General features: G+C 64.7%; 28 protein-coding genes. 23 read left to right on the top strand and 5 right to left on the bottom strand.

The features are described from left to right. Window positions 1-3 precede the first annotated feature (3 nt). Window positions 4-1,194, bottom strand: coding sequence for a MinD/ParA family ATP-binding protein (locus ACSS7Z_RS12585; RefSeq protein WP_438255184.1), 1,191 nt, complete (start codon window positions 1,192-1,194; stop codon window positions 4-6). Window positions 1,195-1,350: 156 nt separating this feature from the next. Between ACSS7Z_RS12585 and priA the strand changes: the two genes are divergently transcribed. Beyond that, window positions 1,351-2,097 (top strand): bifunctional 1-(5-phosphoribosyl)-5-((5-phosphoribosylamino)methylideneamino)imidazole-4-carboxamide isomerase/phosphoribosylanthranilate isomerase PriA, encoded by a 747-nt coding sequence (priA, locus tag ACSS7Z_RS12590; protein ID WP_438255185.1) that lies wholly within the window; start codon window positions 1,351-1,353, stop codon window positions 2,095-2,097. Continuing rightward, entirely contained in the window at window positions 2,081-2,875 is a 795-nt protein-coding gene (locus ACSS7Z_RS12595) for an SseB family protein (protein WP_438255187.1), read from the top strand. The genes priA and ACSS7Z_RS12595 overlap by 17 nt, the downstream gene beginning before the upstream one ends. Before the next feature lie 93 nt (window positions 2,876-2,968). Here the strand turns inward: ACSS7Z_RS12595 and ACSS7Z_RS12600 are convergent, their stop codons facing one another. Continuing rightward, on the bottom strand, window positions 2,969-3,355 hold the full coding sequence (locus ACSS7Z_RS12600; protein WP_438255240.1) for a DUF1844 domain-containing protein: 387 nt from the start codon (window positions 3,353-3,355) through the stop codon (window positions 2,969-2,971). Window positions 3,356-3,599: 244 nt separating this feature from the next. On the opposite strand from ACSS7Z_RS12600, the gene infC reads away from it, so the two are divergent. The 3 genes from infC to rplT all read left to right on the top strand — a co-directional run bounded on the left by infC (window position 3,600) and on the right by rplT (window position 4,924). Continuing rightward, entirely contained in the window at window positions 3,600-4,235 is a 636-nt protein-coding gene (gene infC, locus ACSS7Z_RS12605) for a translation initiation factor IF-3 (RefSeq protein WP_438255242.1), read from the top strand. A gap of 71 nt (window positions 4,236-4,306) precedes the next feature. After that, a complete protein-coding gene (gene rpmI, locus ACSS7Z_RS12610) occupies window positions 4,307-4,504 on the top strand; it encodes a 50S ribosomal protein L35 (RefSeq protein WP_087133207.1) in 198 nt (65 codons plus the stop codon). A 33-nt stretch (window positions 4,505-4,537) separates the two neighbouring features. Continuing rightward, the gene (gene rplT / locus ACSS7Z_RS12615; RefSeq protein ID WP_438255188.1) at window positions 4,538-4,924 is read left to right on the top strand and encodes a 50S ribosomal protein L20; all 387 of its coding nucleotides are present in this window, start codon (window positions 4,538-4,540) and stop codon (window positions 4,922-4,924) included. Window positions 4,925-5,003: 79 nt separating this feature from the next. Here the strand turns inward: rplT and ACSS7Z_RS12620 are convergent, their stop codons facing one another. Then, the gene (locus ACSS7Z_RS12620; protein WP_438255189.1) at window positions 5,004-5,423 is read right to left on the bottom strand and encodes a ribosomal maturation YjgA family protein; all 420 of its coding nucleotides are present in this window, start codon (window positions 5,421-5,423) and stop codon (window positions 5,004-5,006) included. Window positions 5,424-5,517: 94 nt separating this feature from the next. On the opposite strand from ACSS7Z_RS12620, the gene ACSS7Z_RS12625 reads away from it, so the two are divergent. From ACSS7Z_RS12625 to ACSS7Z_RS12665, 9 genes are all read left to right on the top strand, one after another. Then, complete coding sequence (locus ACSS7Z_RS12625) at window positions 5,518-6,330, top strand: TrmH family RNA methyltransferase (protein WP_438255190.1); 813 nt, start codon at window positions 5,518-5,520, stop codon at window positions 6,328-6,330. 102 nt (window positions 6,331-6,432) lie between these two features. Continuing rightward, window positions 6,433-7,182, top strand: coding sequence for an amino acid ABC transporter ATP-binding protein (locus ACSS7Z_RS12630; protein WP_438255191.1), 750 nt, complete (start codon window positions 6,433-6,435; stop codon window positions 7,180-7,182). Between the two features lie 34 nt (window positions 7,183-7,216). After that, on the top strand, window positions 7,217-8,128 hold the full coding sequence (locus ACSS7Z_RS12635; protein ID WP_438255192.1) for a glutamate ABC transporter substrate-binding protein: 912 nt from the start codon (window positions 7,217-7,219) through the stop codon (window positions 8,126-8,128). A gap of 64 nt (window positions 8,129-8,192) precedes the next feature. Next, the gene (locus ACSS7Z_RS12640) at window positions 8,193-8,849 is read left to right on the top strand and encodes an amino acid ABC transporter permease (protein ID WP_438255193.1); all 657 of its coding nucleotides are present in this window, start codon (window positions 8,193-8,195) and stop codon (window positions 8,847-8,849) included. Continuing rightward, window positions 8,846-9,772, top strand: coding sequence for an amino acid ABC transporter permease (locus ACSS7Z_RS12645; protein WP_438255194.1), 927 nt, complete (start codon window positions 8,846-8,848; stop codon window positions 9,770-9,772). Before ACSS7Z_RS12640 ends, ACSS7Z_RS12645 begins: the two co-directional genes overlap by 4 nt. Window positions 9,773-9,814: 42 nt before the next feature. Further along, entirely contained in the window at window positions 9,815-10,855 is a 1,041-nt protein-coding gene (gene pheS / locus ACSS7Z_RS12650) for a phenylalanine--tRNA ligase subunit alpha (protein ID WP_438255195.1), read from the top strand. After that, the gene (gene pheT / locus ACSS7Z_RS12655; RefSeq protein WP_438255196.1) at window positions 10,855-13,353 is read left to right on the top strand and encodes a phenylalanine--tRNA ligase subunit beta; all 2,499 of its coding nucleotides are present in this window, start codon (window positions 10,855-10,857) and stop codon (window positions 13,351-13,353) included. Before pheS ends, pheT begins: the two co-directional genes overlap by 1 nt. A gap of 129 nt (window positions 13,354-13,482) precedes the next feature. After that, window positions 13,483-13,863, top strand: coding sequence for a hypothetical protein (locus ACSS7Z_RS12660; protein WP_438255198.1), 381 nt, complete (start codon window positions 13,483-13,485; stop codon window positions 13,861-13,863). Between the two features lie 119 nt (window positions 13,864-13,982). After that, a complete protein-coding gene (locus ACSS7Z_RS12665; RefSeq protein WP_438255200.1) occupies window positions 13,983-14,891 on the top strand; it encodes an endonuclease/exonuclease/phosphatase family protein in 909 nt (302 codons plus the stop codon). A gap of 25 nt (window positions 14,892-14,916) precedes the next feature. On the opposite strand, the gene ACSS7Z_RS12670 is transcribed toward ACSS7Z_RS12665, so the two are convergent. Both ACSS7Z_RS12670 and ACSS7Z_RS12675 read right to left on the bottom strand, forming a co-directional pair. Beyond that, on the bottom strand, window positions 14,917-16,269 hold the full coding sequence (locus tag ACSS7Z_RS12670; RefSeq protein ID WP_438255201.1) for an ABC transporter permease family protein: 1,353 nt from the start codon (window positions 16,267-16,269) through the stop codon (window positions 14,917-14,919). After that, complete coding sequence (locus ACSS7Z_RS12675) at window positions 16,266-17,039, bottom strand: ABC transporter ATP-binding protein (protein ID WP_438255203.1); 774 nt, start codon at window positions 17,037-17,039, stop codon at window positions 16,266-16,268. Before ACSS7Z_RS12675 ends, ACSS7Z_RS12670 begins: the two co-directional genes overlap by 4 nt. Window positions 17,040-17,163: 124 nt before the next feature. On the opposite strand from ACSS7Z_RS12675, the gene ACSS7Z_RS12680 reads away from it, so the two are divergent. From ACSS7Z_RS12680 to argF, 9 genes are all read left to right on the top strand, one after another. After that, window positions 17,164-18,456, top strand: coding sequence for a sensor histidine kinase (locus tag ACSS7Z_RS12680; RefSeq protein ID WP_438255204.1), 1,293 nt, complete (start codon window positions 17,164-17,166; stop codon window positions 18,454-18,456). After that, window positions 18,434-19,084: a response regulator gene (locus ACSS7Z_RS12685; protein ID WP_438255205.1), complete on the top strand. Its 651-nt coding sequence runs from the start codon at window positions 18,434-18,436 to the stop codon at window positions 19,082-19,084. Before ACSS7Z_RS12680 ends, ACSS7Z_RS12685 begins: the two co-directional genes overlap by 23 nt. A gap of 58 nt (window positions 19,085-19,142) precedes the next feature. After that, the gene (locus tag ACSS7Z_RS12690) at window positions 19,143-19,379 is read left to right on the top strand and encodes a ribbon-helix-helix domain-containing protein (protein WP_438255207.1); all 237 of its coding nucleotides are present in this window, start codon (window positions 19,143-19,145) and stop codon (window positions 19,377-19,379) included. Then, window positions 19,379-19,681, top strand: a complete 303-nt coding sequence (locus ACSS7Z_RS12695) for a type II toxin-antitoxin system PemK/MazF family toxin (protein WP_438255209.1) — start codon at window positions 19,379-19,381, stop codon at window positions 19,679-19,681. The genes ACSS7Z_RS12690 and ACSS7Z_RS12695 overlap by 1 nt, the downstream gene beginning before the upstream one ends. A gap of 325 nt (window positions 19,682-20,006) precedes the next feature. Next, window positions 20,007-21,059 (top strand): N-acetyl-gamma-glutamyl-phosphate reductase, encoded by a 1,053-nt coding sequence (argC, locus tag ACSS7Z_RS12700; RefSeq protein ID WP_438255211.1) that lies wholly within the window; start codon window positions 20,007-20,009, stop codon window positions 21,057-21,059. Further along, window positions 21,056-22,213, top strand: coding sequence for a bifunctional glutamate N-acetyltransferase/amino-acid acetyltransferase ArgJ (gene argJ / locus ACSS7Z_RS12705; protein ID WP_438255212.1), 1,158 nt, complete (start codon window positions 21,056-21,058; stop codon window positions 22,211-22,213). The genes argC and argJ overlap by 4 nt, the downstream gene beginning before the upstream one ends. Beyond that, entirely contained in the window at window positions 22,210-23,127 is a 918-nt protein-coding gene (argB, locus tag ACSS7Z_RS12710) for an acetylglutamate kinase (protein WP_438255214.1), read from the top strand. Before argJ ends, argB begins: the two co-directional genes overlap by 4 nt. Further along, a complete protein-coding gene (locus ACSS7Z_RS12715) occupies window positions 23,124-24,341 on the top strand; it encodes an acetylornithine transaminase (protein ID WP_438255215.1) in 1,218 nt (405 codons plus the stop codon). Before argB ends, ACSS7Z_RS12715 begins: the two co-directional genes overlap by 4 nt. Then, window positions 24,338-25,261: an ornithine carbamoyltransferase gene (argF, locus tag ACSS7Z_RS12720; protein WP_438255217.1), complete on the top strand. Its 924-nt coding sequence runs from the start codon at window positions 24,338-24,340 to the stop codon at window positions 25,259-25,261. The genes ACSS7Z_RS12715 and argF overlap by 4 nt, the downstream gene beginning before the upstream one ends. Window positions 25,262-25,293 lie beyond the last annotated feature (32 nt).

Genomic DNA, 25,293 nt, shown 5'->3' on the forward strand with positions numbered 1-25,293 from the left:
GCGTCAGAGCCCGCGCGCAACTGCTGCTGCAGCTGACAGCCAGGCGCGCTGAGTGCGCTTGGCCAGGGAGCCGTAGTGCAGGTGCCCGTCGACCATCTCGTGATCGAAGGGGATGCTGACGACTTCGCGGGCGAGTTCCTGGTAGCCATTGACGATGTGATCGACGTCCGCGGCCGTCGCCTTCGGGTCTGCCTGCGACACGACGACGATCGACTGCTCGGCGAGGCGTGCGGAACGCTCGTCGCGATCTTCGAGGGCTTCCAGGAGCAGCGCGCCGGCTTCGGCGTGGTCATCGCGCGTCGTGGTCGCCACGACGATCTGATCGGCCTGGTCGATCATGCGCAGCCACATCGGGTCGGATTCGTCGTTACCGGAATCGATGATGATCAGCCGGTAGAACTTCGCGGCAACCGCGTGAATGGCGTCGACGTCCTGCGGATGCAGACGGTTCTCATGCGCGAGCCGGATCGGCTTCGACCGAAGCACATCGTACTTCTCACGCGGCTGATGGTGAACGAAATGCGCCAAGTCTGCCGACTGTGCTCCAGTGCCGAGCAGACGCTCGGTCTCCGGCAGCATCTCCAGCAGCGTGCGGTCGTGGGCGCCTGCCTCGGTGCGCCAGCCCAGCGTGCCTCGCGTCTGGTTGTTGTCCCAGGCGAGAACGCCAGCACCGCCGTAGCGAGCGAAGACCGCGGACAGCAGAATCGTCGTCGGGGTTTTTCCTGCGCCGCCCTTGCCGTTGACAACGGCGATCGTGCGGGGGCCGGGCCAGTGGCGGCTGACGGCAGTCTCATCATCGCGCTCGGATTGCTCGGTGGCGTTGGGGGAGACCTTGAACCCCAGCTTGTTCAGTGCTCCGCGTGCACCGTGGCGCGCCGGCTCTTCTGGTCGGTCGGTCTGTAGGAAGGACTGCCGCTCGCGGGCTTCGCGTCGTTCGCGCCGTGACGGTGGCATGGCATCCGAAACCGAAGAATCGGCCGGACCGGCTCCGAGGGTCTCCGCGTCGGCTGGCTCGGGCAACGAGCTGCTCCTGCGGTACTGCGGGATGCTGGATGCCTCGCCCCGTGGCTGCGTCGGAGCGGGAGGGAGGGGCGACTCCGCCAGCGGGACGGAGCTGATGACGGCATGATCGTCGCCGCCCACTCGAATCGGAAGTTCGCCGGCAGGCTTTGCTGCTTCAGTATCACCAGACATCGCCTGAGAGCCTACCGCTCCGGCCTGCACTACGCCTGCATAAATCCACGTCATCTGCGCGTCACCGAGCGTCTCGCATTTGAAGCGTGCTCGAGCGCGGGGTAGCCTCAGTTCTCGTGCCCGTCTACGGCGCTCTTCACCCCACCCGAGGATGACATGAACGACTTCGCGTCCACACCTAAACTCACCCTTCTTCCGGCGGTCGATGTCGCCGACGGCAAGGCGGTCCGTCTGACACAGGGCGAGGCCGGCACCGAGACCAGCTACGGCGATCCGCTCGATGCGGCCGGCGAATGGGTCGATCAGGGCGCTGAGTGGATCCACCTGGTCGATCTGGACGCCGCATTCGGCCGTGGCAACAACACCGCGATTCTCCGCCGGGTCATCAAGCAGTTCCGCGGCGTGAACATCGAACTCTCCGGCGGCATCCGTGATGATGCCAGCATCGAGGCCGCCCTGGAAAGCGGAGCCAGTCGCATCAACCTCGGCACCGCGGCACTGGAGAATCCGGAGTGGTCCGCTGACGTCATCGCTCGTTACGGCGAGGCCGTCGCAGTCGGGCTGGATGTGCGCGGCACGACGCTGGCGGCGCGCGGCTGGACGAAGGAGGGCGGTGACCTCTGGGAGGTGCTCGAGCGCCTCGAGGACGCCGGCTGCAGCCGTTACGTCGTCACCGATGTCACCAAGGACGGTACGTTGCGCGGCCCGAACCTCGAATTGCTGCGTGAGGTGACTTCGCGTACGCCGAAGCCGGTCATCGCATCCGGTGGCGTTGCCAACCTCGATGACATCGCGGCGCTGCGCGAACTTGTGCACCTCGGTGTTGAAGGTGCGATCGTCGGCAAGGCGCTCTACGCCGGTGCGTTCACACTGGCTGAGGCTCTGGATGTCGCAGGAGACTGACGACGCCTGCGGCCACGGTGCCGAGACGCCGGGTGATTCGGCGGGTGTTCCCTGGGAGGGGCGCAGCTTCGAGTCCAACCCGCACGCCGGCGATGACGGTTCTGCCGACCCTGCGCTGCTCGCGGCGCTGCTGCGTTTCCGTGCAGGGGAGGGCAGTCAGGTCGAGGTGGTCGATGCCTTTCGCTCGGCACGGGTGCTGATCCCGCTCATCGCTGAGAAGGGCGAGGAGGGTGTTGGGCCGCACGGGCTCGCCGTCGACAAGACGCAGGAGCTCTCGATCGTCACGGTTGCCGCGCCCGACGGGCGCACGGTGCAGCCGGTGTTCTCCTCGGTCACTGCGATGCAGAAATGGGATGCCTCGGCCCGGCCGATCCCCGTTGAGGCTGTGCGCGCAGCGCTGGCGGCATCCTCGGAGGATACCGATCTCATCGTTGTGGACCCGACTTCCGAAACCGAGTTCATCCTCCGTCGCCCGGCGGTTTGGGCGATTGCGCAGGGGCTGGCGTGGGAGCCGAGCTTCCATTCGGCCGAGGTCTTCGCCGCACTTCAGGAGAGCGTCGCGCATGAGCTCGCTGTGATCGACGTGTCGGTGGCATCCGGTGATCCGGACGCGCGCCTCGAGGGCCCCGAACTGGTGGTCATTCTCGAACTCATGGACGGCCTGGAGCGCGACACTCTCGACGCCGTGCTGGCGCGGTTGGCTCAGCGCTGGGCCGGCGATGACCGCATCGCGGTGCTCGCGGACTCGCTGTCTGTGAAGCTCACCCGCAGCGCGTAGCACGCCGCGAGAAATGCTTTCCCGCATGAAACAGGGCGTAGAAGCACCTTTCTCATGCGGGAAAGCATTTCTCGACGTCGGTTAGCTCGCGGCTCAGTTGACCGGGCCGGTGTACTTTTCGCCGGGACCCTTGCCGATCGGGTCGGGGATGACGGATGCTTCGCGGAACGCGAGCTGCAGCGAACGCAGTCCATCGCGCAGGGAGCGCGCGTGCATGTCGCTGATCTCGGGAGCTCCAGCGGTGATCAGGCCGGCTAGGGCATTGATCAGCTTTCGCGCCTCATCGAGATCCATCTCGGTGCCCGGGTCGTCGGCGAGGCCCACCTTGACAGCCGCTGCGCTCATGAGATGTACGGCCGCGGTGGTGATCACCTCGACCGCGGGGACATCCGCAATGTCTCGCGTAGCTGATGCAGCAGCCTCTTCTTGTTGCTGCCAGCGCTCGTGGCGCTCATCGTGGCCGTCGCCCTGAACCGGAATCGTCACTTTGCCTTGCCTTCTGTTAGACTTTGTCGGGCTTCAGAGCAGTACGCTCTGAAACGAAAGAGGATTCACTTCCCACCCGCGCTTGCCGTTCCAGGCTACCGGGTCTTGCACTCCACCGGCTCGCGTCGGTAGACCGGACACTGTCCGGAGTTCAGGGTGCGAAGCCGGTGTCTGAATACCGGTGGGTGGGGAACGATTCCGATTTCGCCCGTGATGCAGTCAGCGTCATGGTGGCCAGATCCCATCGTTTAAGGAGTTCCGCATCAGCGATCCCCGTACCAATGAGCGCATCCGCGTCCCCGAGGTCCGCCTCGTCGGTCCCGCGGGTGAGCAGATCGGCGTCGTCCGCATCGAGGCAGCGTTGCGCCTTGCGCAGGAAGCCGATCTTGACCTCGTCGAGGTCGCACCCAACTCGAAGCCGCCTGTGGTCAAGATCATGGACTACGGCAAATTCAAGTACGAGGCTGCCCAGAAGGCGAAGGAAGCTCGCCGTAACCAGGCGAACACGATCCTCAAGGAAGTCCGCTTCCGGTTGAAGATCGAAGCACACGACTACACGACGAAGCTCAAGCGCGCTGAGGGCTTCTTGAAGGCTGGCGACAAGGTCAAGGCCATGATCCTGTTCCGCGGACGCGAGCAGTCTCGCCCCGAGCAGGGCGTTCGTCTGCTGCGCAAGTTCGCTGAGGACGTCGCCGAACTCGGCATTGTCGAGTCGAACCCGACGATCGACGGACGCAACATGGTCATGGTCGTCGCCCCGCTGAAGAACAAGTCCGATGCGAAGGCCGAGCAGAACGCCGTCCGCGTTGCGACCAAGCAGGCCGCGCGCAGTTCACACGAAGCGGATGCCCCGGCTGAGAAGCCCGCGGAATAATTCCGCCCACGCACTCCCGCACCGCGGGTTGAAACCGTCGCCTGAAAAGGCGCCATACGAAGGAAGAGAAGATGCCGAAGCAGAAGACCCACTCGGGTGCTAAGAAGCGCTTCAAGATCACCGGAAGCGGCAAGCTGAAGAAGCAGCAGGCCGGCATGCGTCACAACCTCGAGCACAAGTCGAGCCGCCGCACCCGCCGCCTCAACCAGGACCAGGTGCTGTCGAAGGCTGACACCAAGGTCGCGAACAAGCTTCTCGGTCGCGGCTAAGCGCGACGCAAGCACGAATAGGAACACAGGAAAATGGCAAGAGTCAAGCGGGCGGTAAACGCCCACAAGAAGCGTCGGGTCATCCTCGAGCGCGCCAAGGGTTACCGCGGTCAGCGTTCGCGCCTCTACCGCAAGGCCAAAGAGCAGGTCATCCACTCGCTCGTCTACTCGTACCGTGACCGTCGCAAGCGCAAGGGTGATTTCCGTCGCTTGTGGATCCAGCGCATCAACGCTGCTGCACGCCAGAACGGCATGACGTACAACCGTTTCATCCAGGGCCTCGGCATCGCCGGAGTCCAGGTTGACCGTCGTATGCTCGCTGAGCTCGCGGTCAACGAGCCGGCGACTTTCGCTTCGCTCGTCGAGACGGCTAAGAAGGCTCTGCCTTCGGACGTCAACGCTCCGAAGTCGGCTGCGTAAGCATCTTTCGGATAACGGGCGCTTCCCCTCGGGGAGGCGCCCGTTTCTGTGTTCTGGGGGACATTCGCCGGGACGGTCGTCAGCTGCGATCGGCACTCCGGCGCCGCATCGCCCTCGAGATCGCAACATCCACGATCATGGCGCCGATGATGGCGAACGCGTAGACGAGAAGGTCGCGCTGATCGAAACCGGCACCCAGGACGAGAACAGCCGGGGGAAACGCGGCTGCGGCCCGCGCGGGGATATCGGTGAGCTGCAGGAACTCGATCCCGGTGCAGAAGATGATCGCCAGCGCCGCGGGAAGAGAGCGGGCACTGCGCGGGATGAGGAAGACGAACAGCAGGTAGATCAGAACGCCGTACAGCGCGTCTCCGGCGATGTCACCGGGGATGCCACTGCCGAGCTCGTGCACGATGAGCCCGACCGCGACGGTCAGCACGGCGAGGGTGCCCACGATGAGGCGACGGGGAGTCGAGGAACGAGGATCGGGCGCAGGCACGCGGGAACTCTAATCCGGCAAACTGCGTGATCGCCGGGATGGCGACGGGGGCACAGGTGCGCGCGAGCGAGGTCGATGTCCCTAGACTGGGAGCGTGCTCGAGAATCCCCGGTCCCCCCGTGTCCGAGCCGTAGCGAAGCTGACCAAGCGCAGCGCGCGTACGGAGACGGGTCTGTTCCTCCTCGAGGGGCCGCAAGCGGTTCGCGAGGCACTGGCTTACCATCCTGAGGCGATCGTCGAACTCTTCGCCACACCGTCCGGGTGGGAGAGACATCCGGATCTGCGTGCAGCGTCGGCCGAGAATAGCGTTCAGGTTCAATACGTCGCCGAAGAAGTTCTCAATGCGATTGCCGACACAGTCACCCCGCAGGGCGTGGTCGCCGTCGCTCGGCAGACGCCAGCGTCGGTGCGAGACATCTTCGAAGGATCTCCGCGCCTGATCGCGATCTGTCACGAGATTCGGGATCCGGGCAACCTCGGCACCATTATCCGGGCGGCGGATGCCTCGGGCGCGGATGCCGTGGTGCTCACCGGACGTACGGTCGATCTGTACAACCCCAAGGTCGTCCGTTCGACGACGGGCTCGCTGTTCCATCTGCCAATTTCGGTCGGGGGCGAACTCGAAGACGCGATCACGCGGGCACGCGCGGCCGGACTCTCCGTGCTGGCCGCGGACGTAAAGGGCGACGATCTGTTGCAGGCGCGCGCTGAGGGTGTGCTTGCCCAGCCGACGGCGTGGCTGTTCGGCAATGAGGCGCGCGGGCTGGATGAGGATGCTCTCGAGCTTGCCGATCACGTGCTCAAACTGCCGATCTTCGGACGGGCTGAATCGCTCAACCTCGCAACGGCAGCGAGCGTCTGCCTGTACGAAAGCGCGTTCACGCAGCGGGCGGCTGACGGGGTTTGAGCGCTCGAGCCGCTGCCGCCGCATGTTTCTGGTCGGTTACAACTCGATAACCCGACGAGCTTAGTGCTGGCTCCGGGGTCCGTGTACTCCTAGTGTGGGGTCATGACCGAGACTGGTGCACCCCTTGTCGTGGTGGAGAACGTTCAAAAGCATTACGGCGAGTTCCAGGCGCTGACCGATATCGACCTCACCGTCCACAAGGGCGAAGTCGTTGTGGTGATCGGGCCCTCAGGCTCCGGAAAGTCGACGCTGTGCCGCACGATCAATCGTCTGGAGACGATCACGAGCGGCACCATCAAAATCGATGGCAAGGTGCTTCCTGCTGAGGGCAAGGCTTTGGCTACCCTTCGTGCTGATGTCGGCATGGTGTTCCAATCGTTCAATCTTTTCGCGCACCTCACGATCCTCGAGAACGTGACGCTCGGGCCGATCAAGGTTCGTGGGCTCAAGAAAGCGGATGCTGACAAAGAAGCGATGCAGCTTCTTGAGCGCGTCGGTGTCGCACAGCAGGCCTCGAAGCTTCCCGCGCAGCTCTCCGGCGGTCAGCAGCAGCGCGTTGCGATTGCACGTGCCTTGGCGATGCATCCGAAGGTCATGCTGTTCGATGAGCCGACCAGCGCACTCGACCCCGAGATGATCAACGAGGTCCTCGACGTGATGATTCAGCTCGCCAAAGAAGGCATGACGATGATCGTCGTCACCCACGAGATGGGTTTCGCGCGCAAGGCCGCCGACCGTGTCGTGTTCATGGCGGACGGGCACATCGTCGAAGAAGACACTCCGGAGGAGTTCTTCACGAACCCGAAGAGCGACCGCGCCAAGGACTTCCTCTCGAAGCTCCTCACTCACTGACTTACTTCATACACAGCAAACGAAGGAGACGCTCATGCGACGTACACGGACACTGGCAGGAATCGGGATCGCGGCGGTCACGCTGCTCGCCCTGACCGCCTGCAACAGCGGAAGCCCGAGCACACCCGCCGGTGGCGGCGATGGTGGCGACGGTGGTAGCGGCGACGCGCTGTTCGAGGTCGCCCAGGACGTTACTCTCGAAGGCAGCCCGACATTCGACGCGATGGTCGAGAACGGGGGACCGGTGATCGGCGTCAAGGAGGACCAGCCCAACCTCGGTTACCTCGACGCCACCACCAACGAGCGCAGCGGTTTCGACATTGAGATCGCTCGCTGGATCGCGGCATCGCTCGGTTTCGAAGAGAGCGACATCGAATACAAGCCGATCGCCTCTGCCAACCGCGAGCAGGCGCTCGTCAACGGCGACATCGACTACTACGTCGGCACCTATTCGATCACCGACTCCCGCAAGGAGCAGATCGACTTCGCCGGTCCCTACTTCATCACAGGGCAGGGTTTCCTGGTCTCAGCCGACAGTGAGATGACCGAGGTGAACGACGTCTCCGACTTCAACGGAATGATGGTCTGTTCGGCGACGGGGTCCACGCCGATCTCGAACATCAAGGAGAACTTCCCCGAGATTAAGACGCAGGAGTACGACATCTACTCCCAGTGCGTCGAGGACCTGCTCGCAGGCAAGGTCGACGCGGTCACCACGGACGCGGCGATCCTCATCGGCTACGCGGCGCAGAACCCCGATGAGCTGACGGTGCTCGATGGCCTGTTCACCGAAGAGCGCTACGGCGTCGGCATCCCGAAGGGCGACACCGCTCTGCTGGATCACATCAACACGCTGTTCACCGACGGTGGCGACACCTGGCAGGCGATCTTCGACGCGACCCTCGGTCAGTCGGGCATCTCTGTCGAGCAGCCGGCCGTCGACTGACGATCGCCTGATGCGGGGCGGTCCCACAGGCCGCCCCGCACCTGATATTTAAGAAGGAGGGCGCGTGGACGCCATCTTCGGCAACCTCGACTTGTGGCGCGAGGGTATAGCGAACACGCTGTTGGTGTTCTTCTTCGGCGGGATCATCGCGCTGGTGCTGGGCACCATCGTCGGCGCGATGCGCGTCTCGCCTGTGCCGGTCGCGCGTGCCGTCGGAACGGCGTACGTCACGTTAGTGCGCAACACCCCACTCACGCTCGTCTTCTTCTTCTTCGTTTTCGGTTACAGCGCGCTTGCGCTGCCCACGCTGTCCAATACCGTGCTCGGCATTCTGGCGATCGGCACGTACACGGCGACCTACGTCGCCGAAACCCTGCGCGCAGGCATCAACACTGTGCCGGTCGGGCAGGCCGAGGCTGCTCGCGCGATCGGGTTGCCGTTCGGTCAGGTCATGACTCAGGTTGTTCTTCCCCAGGCTTTCCGGTCGGTCGTGCCTCCGATGATGAGCGTGTTCATCGCTCTGCTGAAGAACACCACCGTCGCCGCTGGGTTCTCGATCGCGGTGCTGCCGCAGCTGCAGGCGACGATCTCCAACTCGCACACGCGTCCGGGTACCCCGATGGAAGTTTTGCTCTGGGTCGCCGCCATCTTCGTCGCTCTGGTCATGCTGTTGACCTGGTTGCAACGAACTCTTGAGAATCGCTGGAGGATCGTCCGATGACTTCCGTTCTCTTCGACGTCCCCGGCCCCCGCGCCCGTCGTCGAAACATGATCCTCGCGATTGCGACGGTCGGCCTCGTCGTGGCGGTAATCGCGTTCCTCATCTGGCGCCTTTCGCTGACCAATCAGTTCAGTGCCACGAAATGGAGCGTGTTCACCTACACCGCTGTGTGGGTTTCGATCGGCGAGATGCTGCTGAACACGCTTCGCGCGTTCGCACTCGCTGCCGTGCTGAGCCTCGCGCTCGGATTCGTGCTGGCGATCGGGCGCATGTCCGATCACTCCTGGGTGCGCGTGCCGGTCACGGTGATCACGGAAGCATTCCGTGCGGTGCCTGTGCTCGTCATGATGATGATTCTTTACTACGGTCTGCCGACGCTCGGTGTGAAGGTGGATCCGTACTGGGCGGTCGTGGTCGCGCTCATGGTTTACAACGGCTCAGTGCTCGCCGAGGCACTGCGTGCCGGCATCGAATCTCTGCCCCGTGGGCAGAAAGAAGCCGGTTTCTCGATCGGACTGCGCAAGAGCGGTGTGATGACGCTGATCCTGCTGCCGCAGGCAGTGCGCGCCATGCTGCCCGTGATCGTGGCGCAGCTGGTTGTGACGATGAAGGACACCGCCCTGGGGTTCATCATCACCTACCAAGAACTGCTGTATTACGCGAAGCTCCTCAGCTCTCAGCCGGGGCGTCCCATTCTGCAGGCGGCCCTCGTCATCGGTGGCATCTACATCGTGATGTGTCTGATCCTGTCGGGCATTGCGAAGTGGGCAGAGATCAAAACGCGCCACTCGCCGAAGCTCAAGGCGCTCGCGGCCGACAACGCAGCGGTTATGCACGAGGGCACTGATACCGAGCTCATCGCAGCGCAGAAGCCGGCGACGGACTTCGATCAAGGTGGATCCGGGCTCGGCGGCACCCGCTAGTTCGGCCATCGGATCCCATGCACGCCAGTAGACTCATGTCTTGTGTCTGACGCTCCTGAAATCACGCCCGAGGCGGTGGAAACCGCCGTGGCAGCCGCACTCGCTGCCATCGGCGCCGCTGCCAGTACCGCAGAGCTGAAAGCAGCTCGTTCCGCGCACGTCGCCGAGGGATCGCCGCTGGCGGTTTTGAACGCTTCGATGCGTCAGGTCGCACCCGAGCACAAGGCCGCTTTTGGCAAACTCGTGGGACAGGGCCGCGGTCAGGTCACGAAGGCGCTCGCGGCTCGTGAAGCAGAACTCGCCGAGCTGGAGACGGCTGCCCGCCTCGAGTCAGAGCGCGTGGACATCACTGCTGTTTCGTCACGCACGCGCGTCGGCGCGCGGCATCCGCTCATGCAGTTGCAGGATGACATCTCCGACATCTTCGTCAGCATGGGCTGGGAGGTCGCGGAAGGACCAGAGCTCGAGCACGAGTGGTTCAATTTCGACGCGCTCAACTTCGACGTCGATCACCCCGCACGCCAGATGCAGGACACCTTCTTCGTCGATCCGGTCGATCGTCATCTCGTCATGCGCACGCACACGAGCCCCGTGCAGGTGCGCTCGATGCTCGACCGTGAGGTGCCGATCTATGTGCTGTGCCCCGGTCGGGTTTACCGCACCGACGAGTTCGACGCCACGCACCTGCCGGTGTTCACGCAGGTCGAGGGACTGGTCGTAGACAAGGGCATCACGATGGCCCACCTCAAAGGCACGCTCGATCACCTCGCCAAGCAGCTGTTCGGCGAGGAGGCGAAGACCCGTCTGCGTACGAACTTCTTCCCGTTCACCGAACCCTCGGCCGAGTTCGATCTGTGGCACCCGACGTTCACGGGCGGTGCCCGCTGGATCGAGTGGGGTGGTTGCGGCATGGTCAACCCCAATGTGTTGCGCGCAGCGGGAATCGACCCAGACGTTTACAGCGGCTTCGCATTCGGCATCGGCGTCGAGCGTGCGCTGATGTTCCGCAGCGACGTACAAGATATGCGCGACATGGCCGAGGGCGATGTCCGTTTCAGCGAACAGTTCGGGATGGTGGTGTGATGCGCGTCCCGCTTTCGTGGTTGCGTGAGTACGTGGATGTGGCACCGGATGCCACTCCTGAGGATGTTCTCGAGACTCTGGTGTCGGTGGGCTTCGAAGAGGAGGAGATCCACGGTTTCGAGATCTCCGGCCCCGTCGTCGTGGGGCAGGTGCTCTCCTTCGAAGAAGAGCCGCAGTCCAACGGCAAGACGATCCGCTGGTGCCAGGTGGACGTCGGCCTCGATAACGGAGGTATCCGCGGCATCGTCTGTGGTGCGAGCAACTTCGCCGTCGGCGACAAGATCGTCGCGACGTTGCCCGGCTCTGTGTTGCCCGGCCCATTCCCGATCGCGGCGCGCAAGACCTACGGTCACGTTTCTGACGGCATGATCGCTTCGGCCCGCGAGCTGGGGCTCGGGGATGAGCACGACGGCATCCTCGTCTTGGCCTCGCTGGATATCGACGCTCCTGTCGGCACGGACGCGATCGAGCTTCTCGGCCTGGACGACGTCGCCGTCGAGATCAACGTCACCCCTGACCGCGGCTACGCATTCTCCATCCGCGGCGTTGCTCGCGAATACTCGCATGCAACCGGCACGGACTTCCGCGATCCGGCTGAGCACGAATGGGCCGACGTCGAGCCCGGCACCGGCTTCCCGCTTGCGGTCGATGCCCAGCCGCTGCGCGAGAACCCTGCGGTGCAGGAGTTCGTCGTGCGCATCGTGCGCGATGTCGATCCGTCTCGTCCCACGCCGCCGTGGATGATCGCGCGGCTGTCGCTCGCCGGCATCCGCTCGCTCGGTGTGCTGATCGACATCACCAACTACGTGATGCTCGAGCTCGGCAACCCGATCCACGGCTACGACCTCGACAAGCTCTCCGGCGGTATCACTGTGCGTCGCGCGCAGCATGGCGAGACGATGAAGACGCTGGACGGTCAGGAACGCACCCTCCACGTCGAAGACCTGCTCATCACAGACGACTCGGGCCCGATCGGCCTCGCCGGCGTCATGGGCGGCGGCACGACGGAGATGGGCGCTGAAACGCGCAACGTACTCGTTGAAGCGGCGATCTTCGATCCCATCTCGATCGCGCGCAGCGCCCGTCGTCACAAGCTTCCCAGCGAAGCATCCAAGCGCTTCGAACGCGGTGTCGACCCGCTGGTGCCCTTCGTGGCCGCTCGCCGGGTCGCCGACCTCATGGTTTCCCTCACCGGTGGACGAATCGATGAGGTCGGTGGGGCGCTGTTCTCTGACGTCTCCATCGATGGCATCGATCTTCCCGCCGAGTTCGTCCCCGACCTCATCGGTGTCGACTACACCGATGAGGAGATCGTCGGCGCACTCGAGACGATCGGTGCAGAGGTCACTGAGACCGCTGAGGGCTGGCAGGTCATCCCGCCGAGCTGGCGACCCGATCTCACCGACAAGTGGACGCTGGCCGAAGAGGTTGCGCGTATCCATGGCCTCGACCGCATCCCGTCGGTGCTGCCGACGCCGCCGTCCGGTCGAGGACTCACCGTGCTTCAGCAGGGCCGTCGTCGTGTCGCGAACGCGCTAGCGGCGGCGGGGCTCGTCGAGACGCCGGCCTTCCCATTCACGACCGAGCAGCAGAATCACCTGCACGGGTCGGCGTCGGGGGAGCACCTGCCCAGCATCCGAATGGCGAACCCGCTGGATGGACAGTCGCCGTTCCTGCGCCGTTCGCTGGTGCCTGGTCTGCTTCAGATTGCGCACCGCAACATCGCGCGCGGTCTGACCGATCTCGCGATCTTCGAGACCGGCCTGGTGTTCCTGCCCGAACCCGGCGTCGTCTACGGCACCGATGAGGTGCCGCCGTTGGGCGTACGACCCTCGGATGAGACACTGGCCGCGCTGAACGCCTCCATCCCGCCGCAGCACCGTCACGTGGCAGCACTCTTCACCGGCAACGTGTCCGCACGCCAGCCGGGTCGCGATGCCGAGCCGGCTGGCCTGTCGGATGCTCTGGATGCTGTCCGCGTGATCGCTGTTGCTTCCGGAGTGGAGATCGACGTCGCGCAGGGTGAGCGTGCGGCGTTGCACCCCGGGCGCACGGGCGTGCTCAGCGTCGGTGACACCGAGGTGGGCTACGTCGGCGAGCTGCACCCGAATGTTTCAGCTGACGCGGATCTTCCCGGCCGCGCCGTCGTGCTCGAGCTCGATCTCGACCGCATTTTGTCGCTCGCGGGTTCGCGCGTTGTCGCCGAGTCGCTGTCGACGTATCCTGCGGCAACGCAGGACGTATCGCTCGTCGTCCCGGCAACGGTGACCGCAGGCGAACTGCGTGCAGCTCTCGTGGAAGGTGCGGGTGAACTGCTCGAATCGTTGCGTCTGGTCGACGACTACCGCGGTCAGGGCGTCGATGACGGGCAGAAGAGCCTGACATTCGCGCTGCGCTTCCGCGCCGACCGTACGCTGACTGCCGCCGAAGCAACCGAAGCGAAGCTCGCCGGTGTCGCTGTGGCAACCGAGCGGTTCGGCGCGACTCTGCGCGAGTGACTCTCGTTTTGGAATGACTCTCGGGTTGAGATGATGAGCGCCGGTGTTCCGTGAGGGATGCCGGCGCTCCTGTCTGGTCGAGGTTCCGCAAGCCGATGTCGCGCCTGATGACCGAGGTAAAGTGCCAAGATGAGGAATCGCACGAGCTCGATACTCGTCGTCGTGGTTCTGGCGCTCACGATGACCGGGTGCAGTGGGACTTCGAACAACACTGACGCCTGTCGGGACCTGCTGAACATCCAGGGTGAACTTGACCTGCTCGTGGGCGAATCGACTGAGGCATCAGCTCAGCTTGATCAGCTCGCAGATGACGCCAGAAGCATTGACGCCGAGGGAGACGTCAAGATCGCTGCGACGTCGCTGGGCAATGCGGTGGCGGACTGGTCTGACGCGCTGGCAGTTGCGGCCGAAGGCAGTACGACTGACAACCCGGTGAGTTCCGCTGACGCTGTCGCTTATGTCGACGCGGGCGTCGACGTGAGGAACGCGTGCAGCCAATACCTCCCATGAAGCGTCGCACAGCGTCCAGAGGCGAAAGGCCACGCCGGATACGCCCCCTCCGCCTCGGTGTGACTCTGCTGGTCGGCGCCCCCGTCGCCGTGTTTCTTGCGTGGCCGCAGGCTTTCGGGATGCAGACGTCGCTCCCCGTGGCGCAGCTCATCGCATTCCGTGCGCCGCTCGCACTGCTTCTCGGGATCGGAGCTGTTCTTGTCGCAACGGTCGATGTGTTCAGACGACAGTGCGGAATCGCCGCGGGAGTCGCAATCGTTCTCGGTCTGGCATCAGTCGCCAATGGCGGTATCTTGCTCTCCCGTGGGTTCGAGGCCGCGATTCCGGACGGTGATCTGACCGTCATCGCGTGGAATACCCAGGGTGGCGCTGCATCCCCGAAGAGCGTCGCGCGACTCATACTGGCGACCGAGGCAGACATCGTGAGCTTGCCCGAGATGGATGATCTCGCAGCGTCGGAAGTGGCGCGGCTGGTGGCGAAAGACGGACACCAGATGAAGGCCGCGACCACGTACGGCGAAACTGGCGATTCGTGGATCCCTACATCCGTGCTCATCCACGATGACCTCGGCGACTATCGAGTCGACACGTCGGCGGGCTCGACGCCCGGGTTACCGAGCGCCGTGTGGCGTTCCGTGGACGGAACCGGGCCGACGATCGTCGCAGCTCACCCGTCGCCTCCACTTCCCGAGAGCATGGATGAATGGCGATCAGGGCTGCAGTGGATCGCCGCGCAATGCGACGCTCCCGAGGTGATCGTCGCGGGCGACCTCAACGCGACTGTCGACCATCTGTCCGGATTAGGTACCGGAGATGCGCTCGTCGGCGACTGCCAGGACGCGGCGGTAATGGCCGGCTCCGGAGCGATAGGCACCTGGCCAACGTCCGCGCCGGCCTGGCTCGCAGCACCGATCGATCACGTGCTGTTTGGAGCCGCGTGGACCGTTCGGGGAGTCCAAGTCGTCACATCACTGGACGAGGCGGGCGCCGATCATCGCCCCATCGTCGCGGTACTCGACGCGAGATAACGGACAGAGCCGCTACATGGCAGTATCACGCCGCGGCCAGCTGGCGCGCGACGGGTTCCCTGAGGCGCACAAGCCCAGGCAACACCGTGGCGGATGCCGTGAGCACCAGACCGAGCGCAGCCAACAGCGATGCGGCACCGACATCGACCACGGGAATTGCGGGGATGAACCGAGCCAGCGCGGTGGCCGCCACAACAGCGGTGCCGACGAGGACGAGACCGGCGAGCAGACACGCGGTCACCACATGGATGACGCCCTGCCACAGTGCTGACGCGAGTACTGTGCGCTCGGTCGCCCCGCTCGCCCGCAGCAGTGCTTGCTCGGCGCCCTGAGTGCGGTTGCTCATGAAGATCACCACGGCCGCGTCGACTGTTCCGAGTAGCACCGGTCCGCCGACCAGCAGCATCACCTGCATGATGTCCAGATCAAAGTTTCCGCCGAGGCTGGCGGCATCCATGGCGGCGTTCGTCGTGGCAGACATCGTCATGAGACCGCCCAGCAGCGAAGCGCCGACGAACAGCGGGGTGATCGATGCGGTGCTGCGACTCAGGTGGTAACGGGCCTGATGGCGAGCGAGATACCACGATGTCGAGGCGCGCGCGGGGACGACGGCGGTCCAGCCCCGCAGCACGAGCGGGTACAGCACAGGGCCTGCTGCAGCGACGATCATCATCAAAAACGCAGGCAGCAGCGGAAACTGCGAGATCACGGTACTGCGTGCCTCAGCCCGAAGCGGCGCGATCACTCCGGCTCCTGCAGCGAAGAGCACGATGAGAAACAGCACCCATCGCCACCACCGCATCCGCTTCGCCTGCGGTTCAGGATCGCGCAGTGCCGCGAGCGGGGGTGTGCGCCCGGCGGACACCGCTGCGCGCAATCCGCCCAGGAGCGTGACGATCACTGTGAGTGGGATGACGATGCAGGCAGTGAAGGTTCCCGGGGTGATCGTGGCATCGGCCCACCAGCCGGTGTCCTGGGCGAAAACGGCGTTCAGGAACGCGGGAACGATCGCAATCGATGCAGCGTAACCAAGAACTCCGCCGATGACACCCATGCACGCCAGCTGCACGAGGACAACGGTCGATGTCTGTGCGGGCCCGACACCGCTCAGCTGCCAGCGCGCGTACACCGGGCGATGCAGATCGACAGCGAGGCGTGCGATCGCAGCGATCACGATCGCGCCGCCGGGGATGTTGAATATGAGCAGCACCGACAGGAAGCTTGTCGATGCCTCGAGAATCTCTCCGCCTTCGCGCTGTCCGCGCTCCAACATCGCGATGGCCACTGAGAACGTCAGCGCGCTGATGGTTGTCACGGCGATGAGCCCTGCCCAACTTGCCCATCCGCGTCGCAGCTCCGCCCACAGCAACCGGGTCACGCGACGACCCCAGCGACATCGGCTGCGCCGATTGGCGCCTGCATCACGGACAGGATCTCTGACGCCGTGGCCTGAACCAACTGCGCCACGATCACGCCGTCGCGCAGTATGAGGGTGCGGTCGGCGCGAGCCGCGGCATCCAGATCATGCGTCACCAGCACGACGCTGCGATCACCGCTCGCGTGCTCGCGCAGGAGATCCAGTACCTGCACGCCCGTCGCCGTGTCCAAAGCTCCGGTGGGCTCATCGGCGAAAACGACATCCGGTTGTGCGGCGAGCACGCGTGCGATGGCAACTCGCTGCTGCTGACCGCCCGACAGTGCCCCGGGCAGCTTCCTGCCGTGATCCGCCAACCCGACAGCGGCCAGCGCGGCCTGCACATCCGGTGTTCGTCGACGTGCTAATCGTGCGGGCAATGCCACGTTCTCACGCACGGAGAGGGAAGCGATGAGGTTATAGCTCTGGAAGACGAAGCCGATCCGGTTGCGGCGCATCCGCGCCAAACGCGCTGGTGAGGCGTTGTCGATCCGTTCCCCGACGACCGTGATCTCACCGCTGTCGATGCGCTCGAGCCCCGCCAAGCAGTACAGCAGCGTCGACTTTCCCGATCCGCTGGGCCCGACGATGCTCAACATCTCACCCGGTGCGAGATCGACGTCGATACCCCGCAGCACCGGGGTGGAGTGCCCGCCGCGCACAGTAAAACTTTTGGTCACGCCGCGGGCGCGCAGAGCGGGAGCAGCGGGTATCGGCGGGGAAGTCTGTGTCATGCATCCAGTCCATTCCGGTTACGGCATGTGCACACCAGCCTGGGGACGCGGACGAGGGTAGACCTGGCGCTACCTTCAGGCGGTTTCGCGGTCGACGGGCTGTGCGGATGCATAGGCTGAACGCATGCGCGCATCGACGATCTGGCAGGGGCTCATGCTGCCGCCCTGGCGCTTCGTCATCTCGCGCTGGCCGTGGTTGGCGCTCGTGCACGTGGTTCTCACGTCGGCTCTGTTCCTGATCACGCTGCCCGTGGTGGCCTTGACGGTGATCGCTCTGCCGCTGTGGGCGATCCTTCTCGCTGCTCTCGAAAGACGTCGCCTGCGGATGCTGGGCGCACCGCGCCGCACCAGCGGCCATGTGCGCATTCCCCGCGAAGAACGTCACAACTGGCTGAACGTCCGGCTCACGGAGCCCGCCACCTGGCGGGAGACCGCGGCGTTGCTGGCAGGTCTCGTGATCGGAGCGCTCGCGCTGGCGCTATTGATCCTGCAGCTCGTCGCCGTCGCGATGCCGATCGCGCTCGCGGTATTGGGCTACAGCCGTCCGCCCGCTGAGGTGAACCTGTTCGAGGATGTCTGGATCTCAGTCGGCGCGGAGAGCTGGTGGCATCCGCTGCCGTGGTTGCCGCTGATCATGCTGATCATGGCGTATGCCAATGCTGCGCTCGCCGCGTTGCATGCGAGTGTGATCGGCTGGCTCATCGCACCTCGTGCGGAGGAGATCGACCGCCGTGTCGAACAGCTCACTCGGTCTCGGGCGGCCATCGTCACGGCGCATGAGGTCGAGCGTCGGCGCATCGAGCGTGACCTCCATGACGGCGTTCAGCAGGAACTCGTCGGCATCGCTGCGCGCCTCGGCTTGCTCGAATTGGAACTTGCCTCTCGCGACGTGGATGCTGCACAGCGGGCGCTGCGCACCGCACAAAATCAGACCGAGCGCGCGCTGGCGAGACTGCGAGAGACCGTGCGCGGCATCCATCCGGCGGTGCTCACCGACCACGGGCTTCTGAGCGCGCTCGAAGAGCTGGCTGGGCGCAGTGCCCTGCCGCTGCAGATCACGGACAACGGATTTCCTCGGCTGTCGCCCGCAGCCGAGGCCGCGGGGTACTTCCTGGTGTCGGAAGCGCTGACCAACGCCGCCAAGCACACGGTCGCGTCACGGGTCGCTGTCGAGCTCGGCCTCGACGGCGGGATCGCGTATGTCTCGGTGACGGACGATGGTCACGGCGGTGCGGATGCAGCAGGGGGGACCGGGATATCCGGACTGGCAGGACGAGCGGAGTCCCTCGGAGGCGCACTGACGCTGACCAGTCCCGTGGGTGGCCCGACGGTGCTGCGCATGGATCTTCCCGTCGCGGACTTCGCAGACACGAGTGACCGGAACGGGGGAGCGGATGCGAATCCTCCTCGCCGATGACGCGACGCTGCTGCGGGAAGCGTTGAGCGCGCTGCTGGAGCGGCTTGGACACGAGATCGTGGCGACGGCGTCTGACGCTCCGGAGCTGCTGCACACTTACGCGGCGCTCGACACCCGGCCCGAACTCGTCATCACCGACGTGCGGATGCCGCCTGACGGCACAGATGACGGCCTACGTGCGGCGCTGCAGATCAGAGCCGCACATCCGGCGCAGCCCATCCTCGTGCTGTCGCAGTATGTTGCGAACCGTTATGCCCGGGAGTTGCTCATGCTCTCCGAAGGTGCGGTGGGTTACGTGCTGAAGGAAAGAGTGAACCGCGTCGCGGACTTCGATCGTGCGATGAGGACCGTGGCCGACGGGGGCACGGTCATCGACCCCGAGGTCACCCGACACCTGCTGCGGACAGGATCGTCGGGACCGCTGGACGCGCTCACGCCGCGCGAGCGAGAAGTGCTCGCCCTCATGGCAGAGGGCGCCTCGAACAGTGAGATCGCGGCGCAGCTGTTTCTCAGCGACGCGGCAGTGCGTAAGCACGTCGGCAACATCTTCGCCGGGTTGGGCCTGAGCCCGGCGGATGAGAACCGTCGGGTGCGCGCGATCCTGTTGTTCCTGCAGAATCAGCGGTAGTGGCTGCGGCGAACATCGGTGCATACCAGAATGGGATGCACAAGGGTAGAATCATCGCATGAGCACGCAAATCGCAGTTCGGTTGCCAGACGACACCGTCTCCCAGATGGATGCTCTTGTGGCTGCGGGCGACGTCGCCAATCGCACAGAGCTGGTGTCTGTCGCGATTCAGCGCGAGTTGAGGCGCCGTGCGGCAGAGCGTGACGCCTCAGTTCTTCGAGCCAAGGGTGCGGACGATGATCTTGACGGCCTTGTCGACTGGGCGACTGGCCATTTCCAGATCGAGCGCGACTGATGCGAGAGATCTGCCTCGCGCGTCTCGACAAGACTCGACCGGTGGTTGTGCTCACCCGTGAAGCAGTTCGTGCAGCGATGACGAAGGTGACGGTCGCGCCCATCACTTCGACAGTGAAAGGCCTCAGCAGCGAGGTACCGGTGGGGCGTGAGAACGGTCTCGATCATGAGTGCGCAATCGCGCTCGACAATACCGTGACGATTCCGACATCCGCTCTCGGACGCACGATAGGTTTCCTGACCGAGTCGCAGGAATCACAGCTCGCCACCGCGGTATCACTCGCTTTCGATCTCGACCAGTAGCGCTGGGTCTCGCGCGATTCACGCTCCGCTAGGGCGTTCTTCGCCGCGCCGACCGAGGCACGCTGACACAGCGTTGATTTGCGGATGTTGCGGCCGCGGGTCTATTCTCGCCACATGCCTTCGGCCGCATCCGCCTCTCTGACGCTCGCTCCGAGCGTCATTGCCGTGCGCCGACGCCGCAGCCGTCTGGGCGGCCGCCGACTGTAGGCGACCCCCGCGTTCCCCGCACGCCGATCTGTCGGTTCAGCGGGTCGAGCACCGGTGTCGCCGCCTTCGGCCCCGTCCACAGCTCTGTCGAAGAGCCACCGACCGTTAAGGTAGAACCATGACGTATACCGTCGCCGTCTCCGGCGCATCCGGCTATGCGGGCGGCGAGATCCTGCGCCTGCTCGCAAGTCACCCCGACATCGAGATCCGTACTGTGACCGCGCACTCCAACGCCGGCCAGCCACTGATCCAGCATCAACCACACCTGCGTTCGCTCGCACACCTGACGTTGCAGGACACCACCCCAGACATCCTTGCTGGGCACGACATCGTCTTCTTGGCGCTTCCACATGGACAGTCCGGTCAGTACACGGATGCCCTTGACGATGTTGCGCTGATCATCGACGCCGGCGCTGACCACCGTCTGACGTCGCAGGAATCCTGGGACGCGTTCTATGGCGGCGATTTCCATGAGCCGTGGGAGTACGGAGTTCCAGAGCTGCTCGTGGGCGATAGTAAGCAGCGCGAAATTCTGCGCGGCGCGAAGCGCATCGCCGCTCCGGGGTGCAACGCCTCCACCGTGAGCCTGAGCCTCGCACCGGGCGTTGCCGCCGGTGTCATCGACCCCAGCGACATCGTCACCGTCCTTGCTGTCGGGCCGTCGGGCGCGGGAAAGAGCCTCAAGACGAACCTCCTCGCCAGCGAGATCCTCGGCAGCGCGAACCCTTACGCGGTCGGTGGCACGCACCGCCATATCCCCGAGATTCGCCAGGCGCTCGCCGCGGCATCCGGAGCAGACCCTGACGGCATCCGCATCTCCTTCACTCCGGTGCTCGTGCCGATGGCACGCGGGATCCTCGCCACCTCCACCGCACGGATCATCGATGGCGTCAGCGACGATGAGATCCGGGCCGCATGGCACAGCGCGTATAGCGACGAGAAGTTCGTCCAGGTGCTTCCTGAGGGCCAGTTCCCGCGCACGGCCGATGTCATCGGCGCCAACACCGCCCTGATGGGACTGGCGATTGACCGTGCCGCAGGCCGCGTCACCGTCGTCACCGCGGTCGATAACCTCGTCAAGGGCACCGCCGGTGCCGCCATTCAATCCATGAACCTCGCGCTGGGCCTTCCCGAAGACCGCGCACTCACAGTGAACGGAGTGGCACCATGAGCGTCACCGCACCCCAGGGATTTGAAGCAGCCGGCGTCGCCGTAGGTCTCAAGTCCACAGGAAAGCCCGATCTCGCCGTCGTCGTCAACCGCGGGCCCCGCAAGATCGGTGCGGCGGTCTTCACGAGCAACCGGGCCAAAGCGAACCCCATCATCTGGTCGCAGCAGGTCATCCTCGACCGCACCGTTGAGGCGATCGTGTTGAACTCCGGCGGCGCGAACTGCTTCACAGGCAGCTTTGGATTCCAGACCACCCACCAGACGGCAGAGAAAGCCGCAGAGCTCCTCGACGTCAGCGCCGGCGACATTCTGGTCTGCTCCACCGGACTCATCGGCACGGGAGACCAGGCGTTCCGCGACAAGGTGCTCACCGGTACCGAGCAGGCGATCGCCGAGCTCAGCGCCGACGGCGGCGATGCGGCAGCACACGCCATCATGACCACCGATACGGTCGCGAAGACCGCCGTCGTCTCGCGAGACGGCTGGACGATCGGTGGCATGGCCAAGGGGGCGGGGATGCTCGCACCTGGGCTTGCCACCATGCTCGTCGTGATCACCACCGACGCCGACCTTGAAGCCCTCGAGGCTGACACAGCGCTTCGCCGGGCCACCGGGCAGACATTCGACCGCCTCGACTCCGACGGCTGCATGTCGACGAACGACCAGGTGACGCTCCTGGCCAACGGCGCCAGCGGCATCCGTCCTGACCTCGATGACTTCACCGCAGCCCTCATCGAGCTCAGCGATCAGCTCGCGATCAAGCTGCAGGGTGATGCTGAGGGCGCAAGCCACGACATCACGATCCGCGTCACGAACGCTGCCACCGAGCAGGAAGCCGTGGAAGTCGGCCGCTCGGTCGCACGCAACAACCTCTTCAAAGCCGCGATCTTCGGCAATGACCCGAACTGGGGCCGCGTGCTCGCCGCGATCGGCACGACTAATGCGCAGTTCGACCCGTACAACGTCGATGTCTGGATGAACGGCGTGCGCGTCTGCTCCGAGGGGGCACCCGACCGGCCTCGCGAGGACGTCGACCTCACTCCGCGCGCCACCGATCTGCTCATCGACCTGCAGATGGGTGATGCCGAAGCGACGATCCGCACCAACGACCTCACGCACGACTACGTCCACGAGAACAGCGCGTACGCCTCATGACCGATATTCAGGACACCACACCCGACATCGCGGCCGATAAGGCGACGACACTGATCGAGTCACTGCCGTGGCTGAAGAAGTTTCGCGACCAGATCGTAGTCGTCAAATACGGCGGCAACGCCATGGTCTCGGACGAACTGCAGGAAGCATTCGCCCAGGACATCGCCTACCTCCGTTACGTCGGCGTGCAGCCGGTCGTGGTGCACGGTGGCGGGCCCCAGATCTCGAACATGCTCGATCGCCTCGCGATCCCGAGCGAGTTCAAGGGCGGGTACCGTGTCACGAACACGGAGGCGATCAGCGTTGTGCGCATGGTGCTCACCGGCCAGGTGAATCCGCAGTTGGTCGCCAAGATCAACTCGCACGGCCCGATCGCCACCGGACTCAGCGGTGAGGATGCCGGTCTCTTCGGCGGTCGTCGGCGCAGCGTCGTCGTTGACGGCGAGTCGGTTGACCTCGGCCGCGTGGGTGATGTCGTCCAGGTCGACCCCACGGCTGTCCTTGACCACCTGGCTGCCGGTCGTATCCCGGTGATTTCCAGCATCGCCCCCGACCTCGACAACCCGGGGCAGTCGCTCAACGTGAATGCTGATGCCGCGGCATCCGCTCTAGCCGTCGCATTGAACGCGGCCAAGCTGGTCATCCTCACCGATGTGGCCGGGCTCTACGCGGATTGGCCTAACCGTGATTCGCTCGTCTCGCACATCACGTCGACCGATCTCGAAGCGATGATGCCGAAGCTCGAATCGGGGATGATCCCGAAGATGCGTGCATGTTTGGAAGCCGTCGAAGGCGGCGTCGACGCCGCGGCGATCATCGACGGGCGATTGCCGCACTCGGTACTCGTGGAACTATTCACCAGCAAGGGAATTGGAACTGAAGTGGTTTTGGGAAATTCGGGGGTGACGGCATGACCGTCTGGCAGGATGACGCAGCACGTGATCTCGTATTCAACGCGGGTGACCGATTCGCGCTGCTCACTCGTGGTGCGGGCTCGTACCTCTGGGATGGCGACGACAAACGCTATCTGGACTTCCTCGCCGGTATCGCTGTCACATCTCTCGGCCACTCCCATCCGGTGTTCGTCGAGGCGATCTCGAAGCAGGCAGCCACGCTCTCGCACGTCTCGAACTATTTCGCGACTCCGCCGCAGCTCGAACTCGCCGCTCGCCTGAAGCGCCTCGCCGGTGCAGGCATCGACGGTCGCGTGTACTTCTCCAACTCCGGTGCCGAGGCTAACGAAGCAGCCTTCAAGTTGGCGCGTCTGCATGGCGGCGTCGAGCGTCCGCGCATCCTGGCTCTGGAGAACGGCTTCCATGGGCGCACGATGGGATCCCTCGCGCTGACTGCGAAAGAGGCATACCGCGTGCCGTTCGAGCCGATGCCCGGGGGAGTAGAGCACATCCCCGCGACGCTGGAAGCACTCGAAGCAGCGATGGATGACCGGGTTGCAGCGGTGATCGTCGAGCCCATCCAGGGCGAAGCCGGTGTCGTCGAACTTCCGGCCGGCTACCTCGAGGCCGCCCGTTCACTCACGCTGAAGCATGGCGCGCTGCTGATCATCGATGAGATCCAGACCGGAGCCGGTCGCACCGGAGCCTGGTTCGGATTCAGCCACGAAGGCATCACCCCGGATGCCATCACTCTGGCCAAGGGGATCGGCGGAGGATTCCCGATCGGCGCTCTGGTCACCTACGGCTCGGCCAGCGCGCTGTTCACCCCGGGCTCGCACGGTTCAACTTTTGGCGGAAACCCACTCGGAACCGCCGTGGCCAACGCCGTGCTCGCCGAGATCGAGAGCGCCGGCCTCGTTGAGAACGCTGCCGTGCGCGGTGCACAACTGCGTGAACGGATTGAAGACCTGAACTCCCCGCTCATCAACAGCACCCGCGGACGCGGTCTGCTGATCGGCGTCGTCCTGACTCAGCCCATCGCCGGTGCGATCGTTTCGGCGGCTCAAGAGCGCGGGCTCATCATCAACGCGGCCAACCCTGAGACGATCCGTCTCGCCCCCGCGCTGAACATCGGCGACGCCGAGATCGAAGAATTCATCACGCTGTTCGCTGCCACACTCTCCGATGTACAGGCGAGCCTGGCAGCATCCGAATCCGGAAAGGTATCCGTATGACCCGTCACCTGCTGCGCGACGACGATCTCACCCCAGCAGAGCAGGCGGAGATCCTGGATCTCGCCGTCGAGCTGAAGAAGGATCGCTGGGCCGACAAGTCGCTTGCGGGCCCGCAGACTGTCGCCGTCATCTTCGACAAATCGTCCACGCGCACCCGCGTGTCGTTCGCGGTGGGAATCGCCGATCTCGGCGGATCGCCGCTGATCATCTCGACCGCGAACAGCCAGCTCGGTGGCAAAGAGACTCCGTCTGACACGGCCCGCGTGCTGGAGCGTCAGGTAGCGGCGATCGTCTGGCGCACATATGCGCAGTCCGGACTCGAGCAGATGGCCGAGGGCACGCGAGTGCCGGTGGTCAACGCGCTGTCGGATGACTTCCACCCCTGCCAGCTGCTGGCCGATCTGCTCACGATCCGTGAGCACAAGGGAGCGCTCAAGGGATTGACGCTGACCTTCTTCGGCGACGGTGAGAGCAACATGGCGCACTCCTACGCTCTGGCTGGTGTCACTGCGGGGATGCACGTGCGCATCGCGTCACCGGAATCGTATGCTCCGCGCGCAGACGTCATCGCCGATGCGCACCGGCGCGCGGCGGAAACCGGCGGATCGATCACCCTCTTCGCCGACCCGAACGAGGCCGCGGCTGGAGCCGACGTCATCGTCACCGACACCTGGGTGTCGATGGGCAAGGAAGAGGAGAAGCTCGCGCGCATTCGTGACCTTGGCGGCTACAAGGTGGTCCCCGAGACGATGAGTCTGGCCGACCCGGAAGCGATCTTCATCCACTGCCTGCCGGCAGATCGTGGCTACGAGGTCGACTCGGAAGTCATCGACGGCCCGCAGAGCGTCATCTGGGACGAGGCAGAGAACCGTCTGCACGCGCAGAAGGCGCTCCTGGTCTGGCTGCTGCGTCAGAGCTGAGCATCCACGATGCCGAGCACGCGCTCCCGGGT

Origin of the sequence: Microbacterium wangyouchuni, from assembly GCF_051546305.1 — a bacterium.
Taxonomy (GTDB): Bacteria; Actinomycetota; Actinomycetes; order Actinomycetales; family Microbacteriaceae; genus Microbacterium.

What these genes read in the sequence shown, in the direction of transcription:
- ACSS7Z_RS12635 (WP_438255192.1), top strand. Translation starts at nt 7,217, where the DNA reads ATGCGACGTACACGGACACTGGCAGGAATCGGGATCGCGGCGGTCACG.
- ACSS7Z_RS12665 (WP_438255200.1), top strand. Translation starts at nt 13,983, where the DNA reads ATGCAGACGTCGCTCCCCGTGGCGCAGCTCATCGCATTCCGTGCGCCG.
- pheT (WP_438255196.1), top strand. Translation starts at nt 10,855, where the DNA reads ATGCGCGTCCCGCTTTCGTGGTTGCGTGAGTACGTGGATGTGGCACCG.
- ACSS7Z_RS12595 (WP_438255187.1), top strand. Translation starts at nt 2,081, where the DNA reads ATGTCGCAGGAGACTGACGACGCCTGCGGCCACGGTGCCGAGACGCCG.
- ACSS7Z_RS12675 (WP_438255203.1), bottom strand. Translation starts at nt 17,039, where the DNA reads ATGACACAGACTTCCCCGCCGATACCCGCTGCTCCCGCTCTGCGCGCC.
- ACSS7Z_RS12660 (WP_438255198.1), top strand. Translation starts at nt 13,483, where the DNA reads ATGAGGAATCGCACGAGCTCGATACTCGTCGTCGTGGTTCTGGCGCTC.
- ACSS7Z_RS12695 (WP_438255209.1), top strand. Translation starts at nt 19,379, where the DNA reads ATGCGAGAGATCTGCCTCGCGCGTCTCGACAAGACTCGACCGGTGGTT.
- argF (WP_438255217.1), top strand. Translation starts at nt 24,338, where the DNA reads ATGACCCGTCACCTGCTGCGCGACGACGATCTCACCCCAGCAGAGCAG.
- ACSS7Z_RS12585 (WP_438255184.1), bottom strand. Translation starts at nt 1,194, where the DNA reads ATGTCTGGTGATACTGAAGCAGCAAAGCCTGCCGGCGAACTTCCGATT.
- ACSS7Z_RS12645 (WP_438255194.1), top strand. Translation starts at nt 8,846, where the DNA reads ATGACTTCCGTTCTCTTCGACGTCCCCGGCCCCCGCGCCCGTCGTCGA.
- argJ (WP_438255212.1), top strand. Translation starts at nt 21,056, where the DNA reads ATGAGCGTCACCGCACCCCAGGGATTTGAAGCAGCCGGCGTCGCCGTA.
- ACSS7Z_RS12715 (WP_438255215.1), top strand. Translation starts at nt 23,124, where the DNA reads ATGACCGTCTGGCAGGATGACGCAGCACGTGATCTCGTATTCAACGCG.
- ACSS7Z_RS12680 (WP_438255204.1), top strand. Translation starts at nt 17,164, where the DNA reads ATGCGCGCATCGACGATCTGGCAGGGGCTCATGCTGCCGCCCTGGCGC.
- argB (WP_438255214.1), top strand. Translation starts at nt 22,210, where the DNA reads ATGACCGATATTCAGGACACCACACCCGACATCGCGGCCGATAAGGCG.
- rplT (WP_438255188.1), top strand. Translation starts at nt 4,538, where the DNA reads ATGGCAAGAGTCAAGCGGGCGGTAAACGCCCACAAGAAGCGTCGGGTC.
- ACSS7Z_RS12685 (WP_438255205.1), top strand. Translation starts at nt 18,434, where the DNA reads ATGCGAATCCTCCTCGCCGATGACGCGACGCTGCTGCGGGAAGCGTTG.
- ACSS7Z_RS12630 (WP_438255191.1), top strand. Translation starts at nt 6,433, where the DNA reads ATGACCGAGACTGGTGCACCCCTTGTCGTGGTGGAGAACGTTCAAAAG.
- priA (WP_438255185.1), top strand. Translation starts at nt 1,351, where the DNA reads ATGAACGACTTCGCGTCCACACCTAAACTCACCCTTCTTCCGGCGGTC.
- rpmI (WP_087133207.1), top strand. Translation starts at nt 4,307, where the DNA reads ATGCCGAAGCAGAAGACCCACTCGGGTGCTAAGAAGCGCTTCAAGATC.
- argC (WP_438255211.1), top strand. Translation starts at nt 20,007, where the DNA reads ATGACGTATACCGTCGCCGTCTCCGGCGCATCCGGCTATGCGGGCGGC.
- ACSS7Z_RS12690 (WP_438255207.1), top strand. Translation starts at nt 19,143, where the DNA reads ATGAGCACGCAAATCGCAGTTCGGTTGCCAGACGACACCGTCTCCCAG.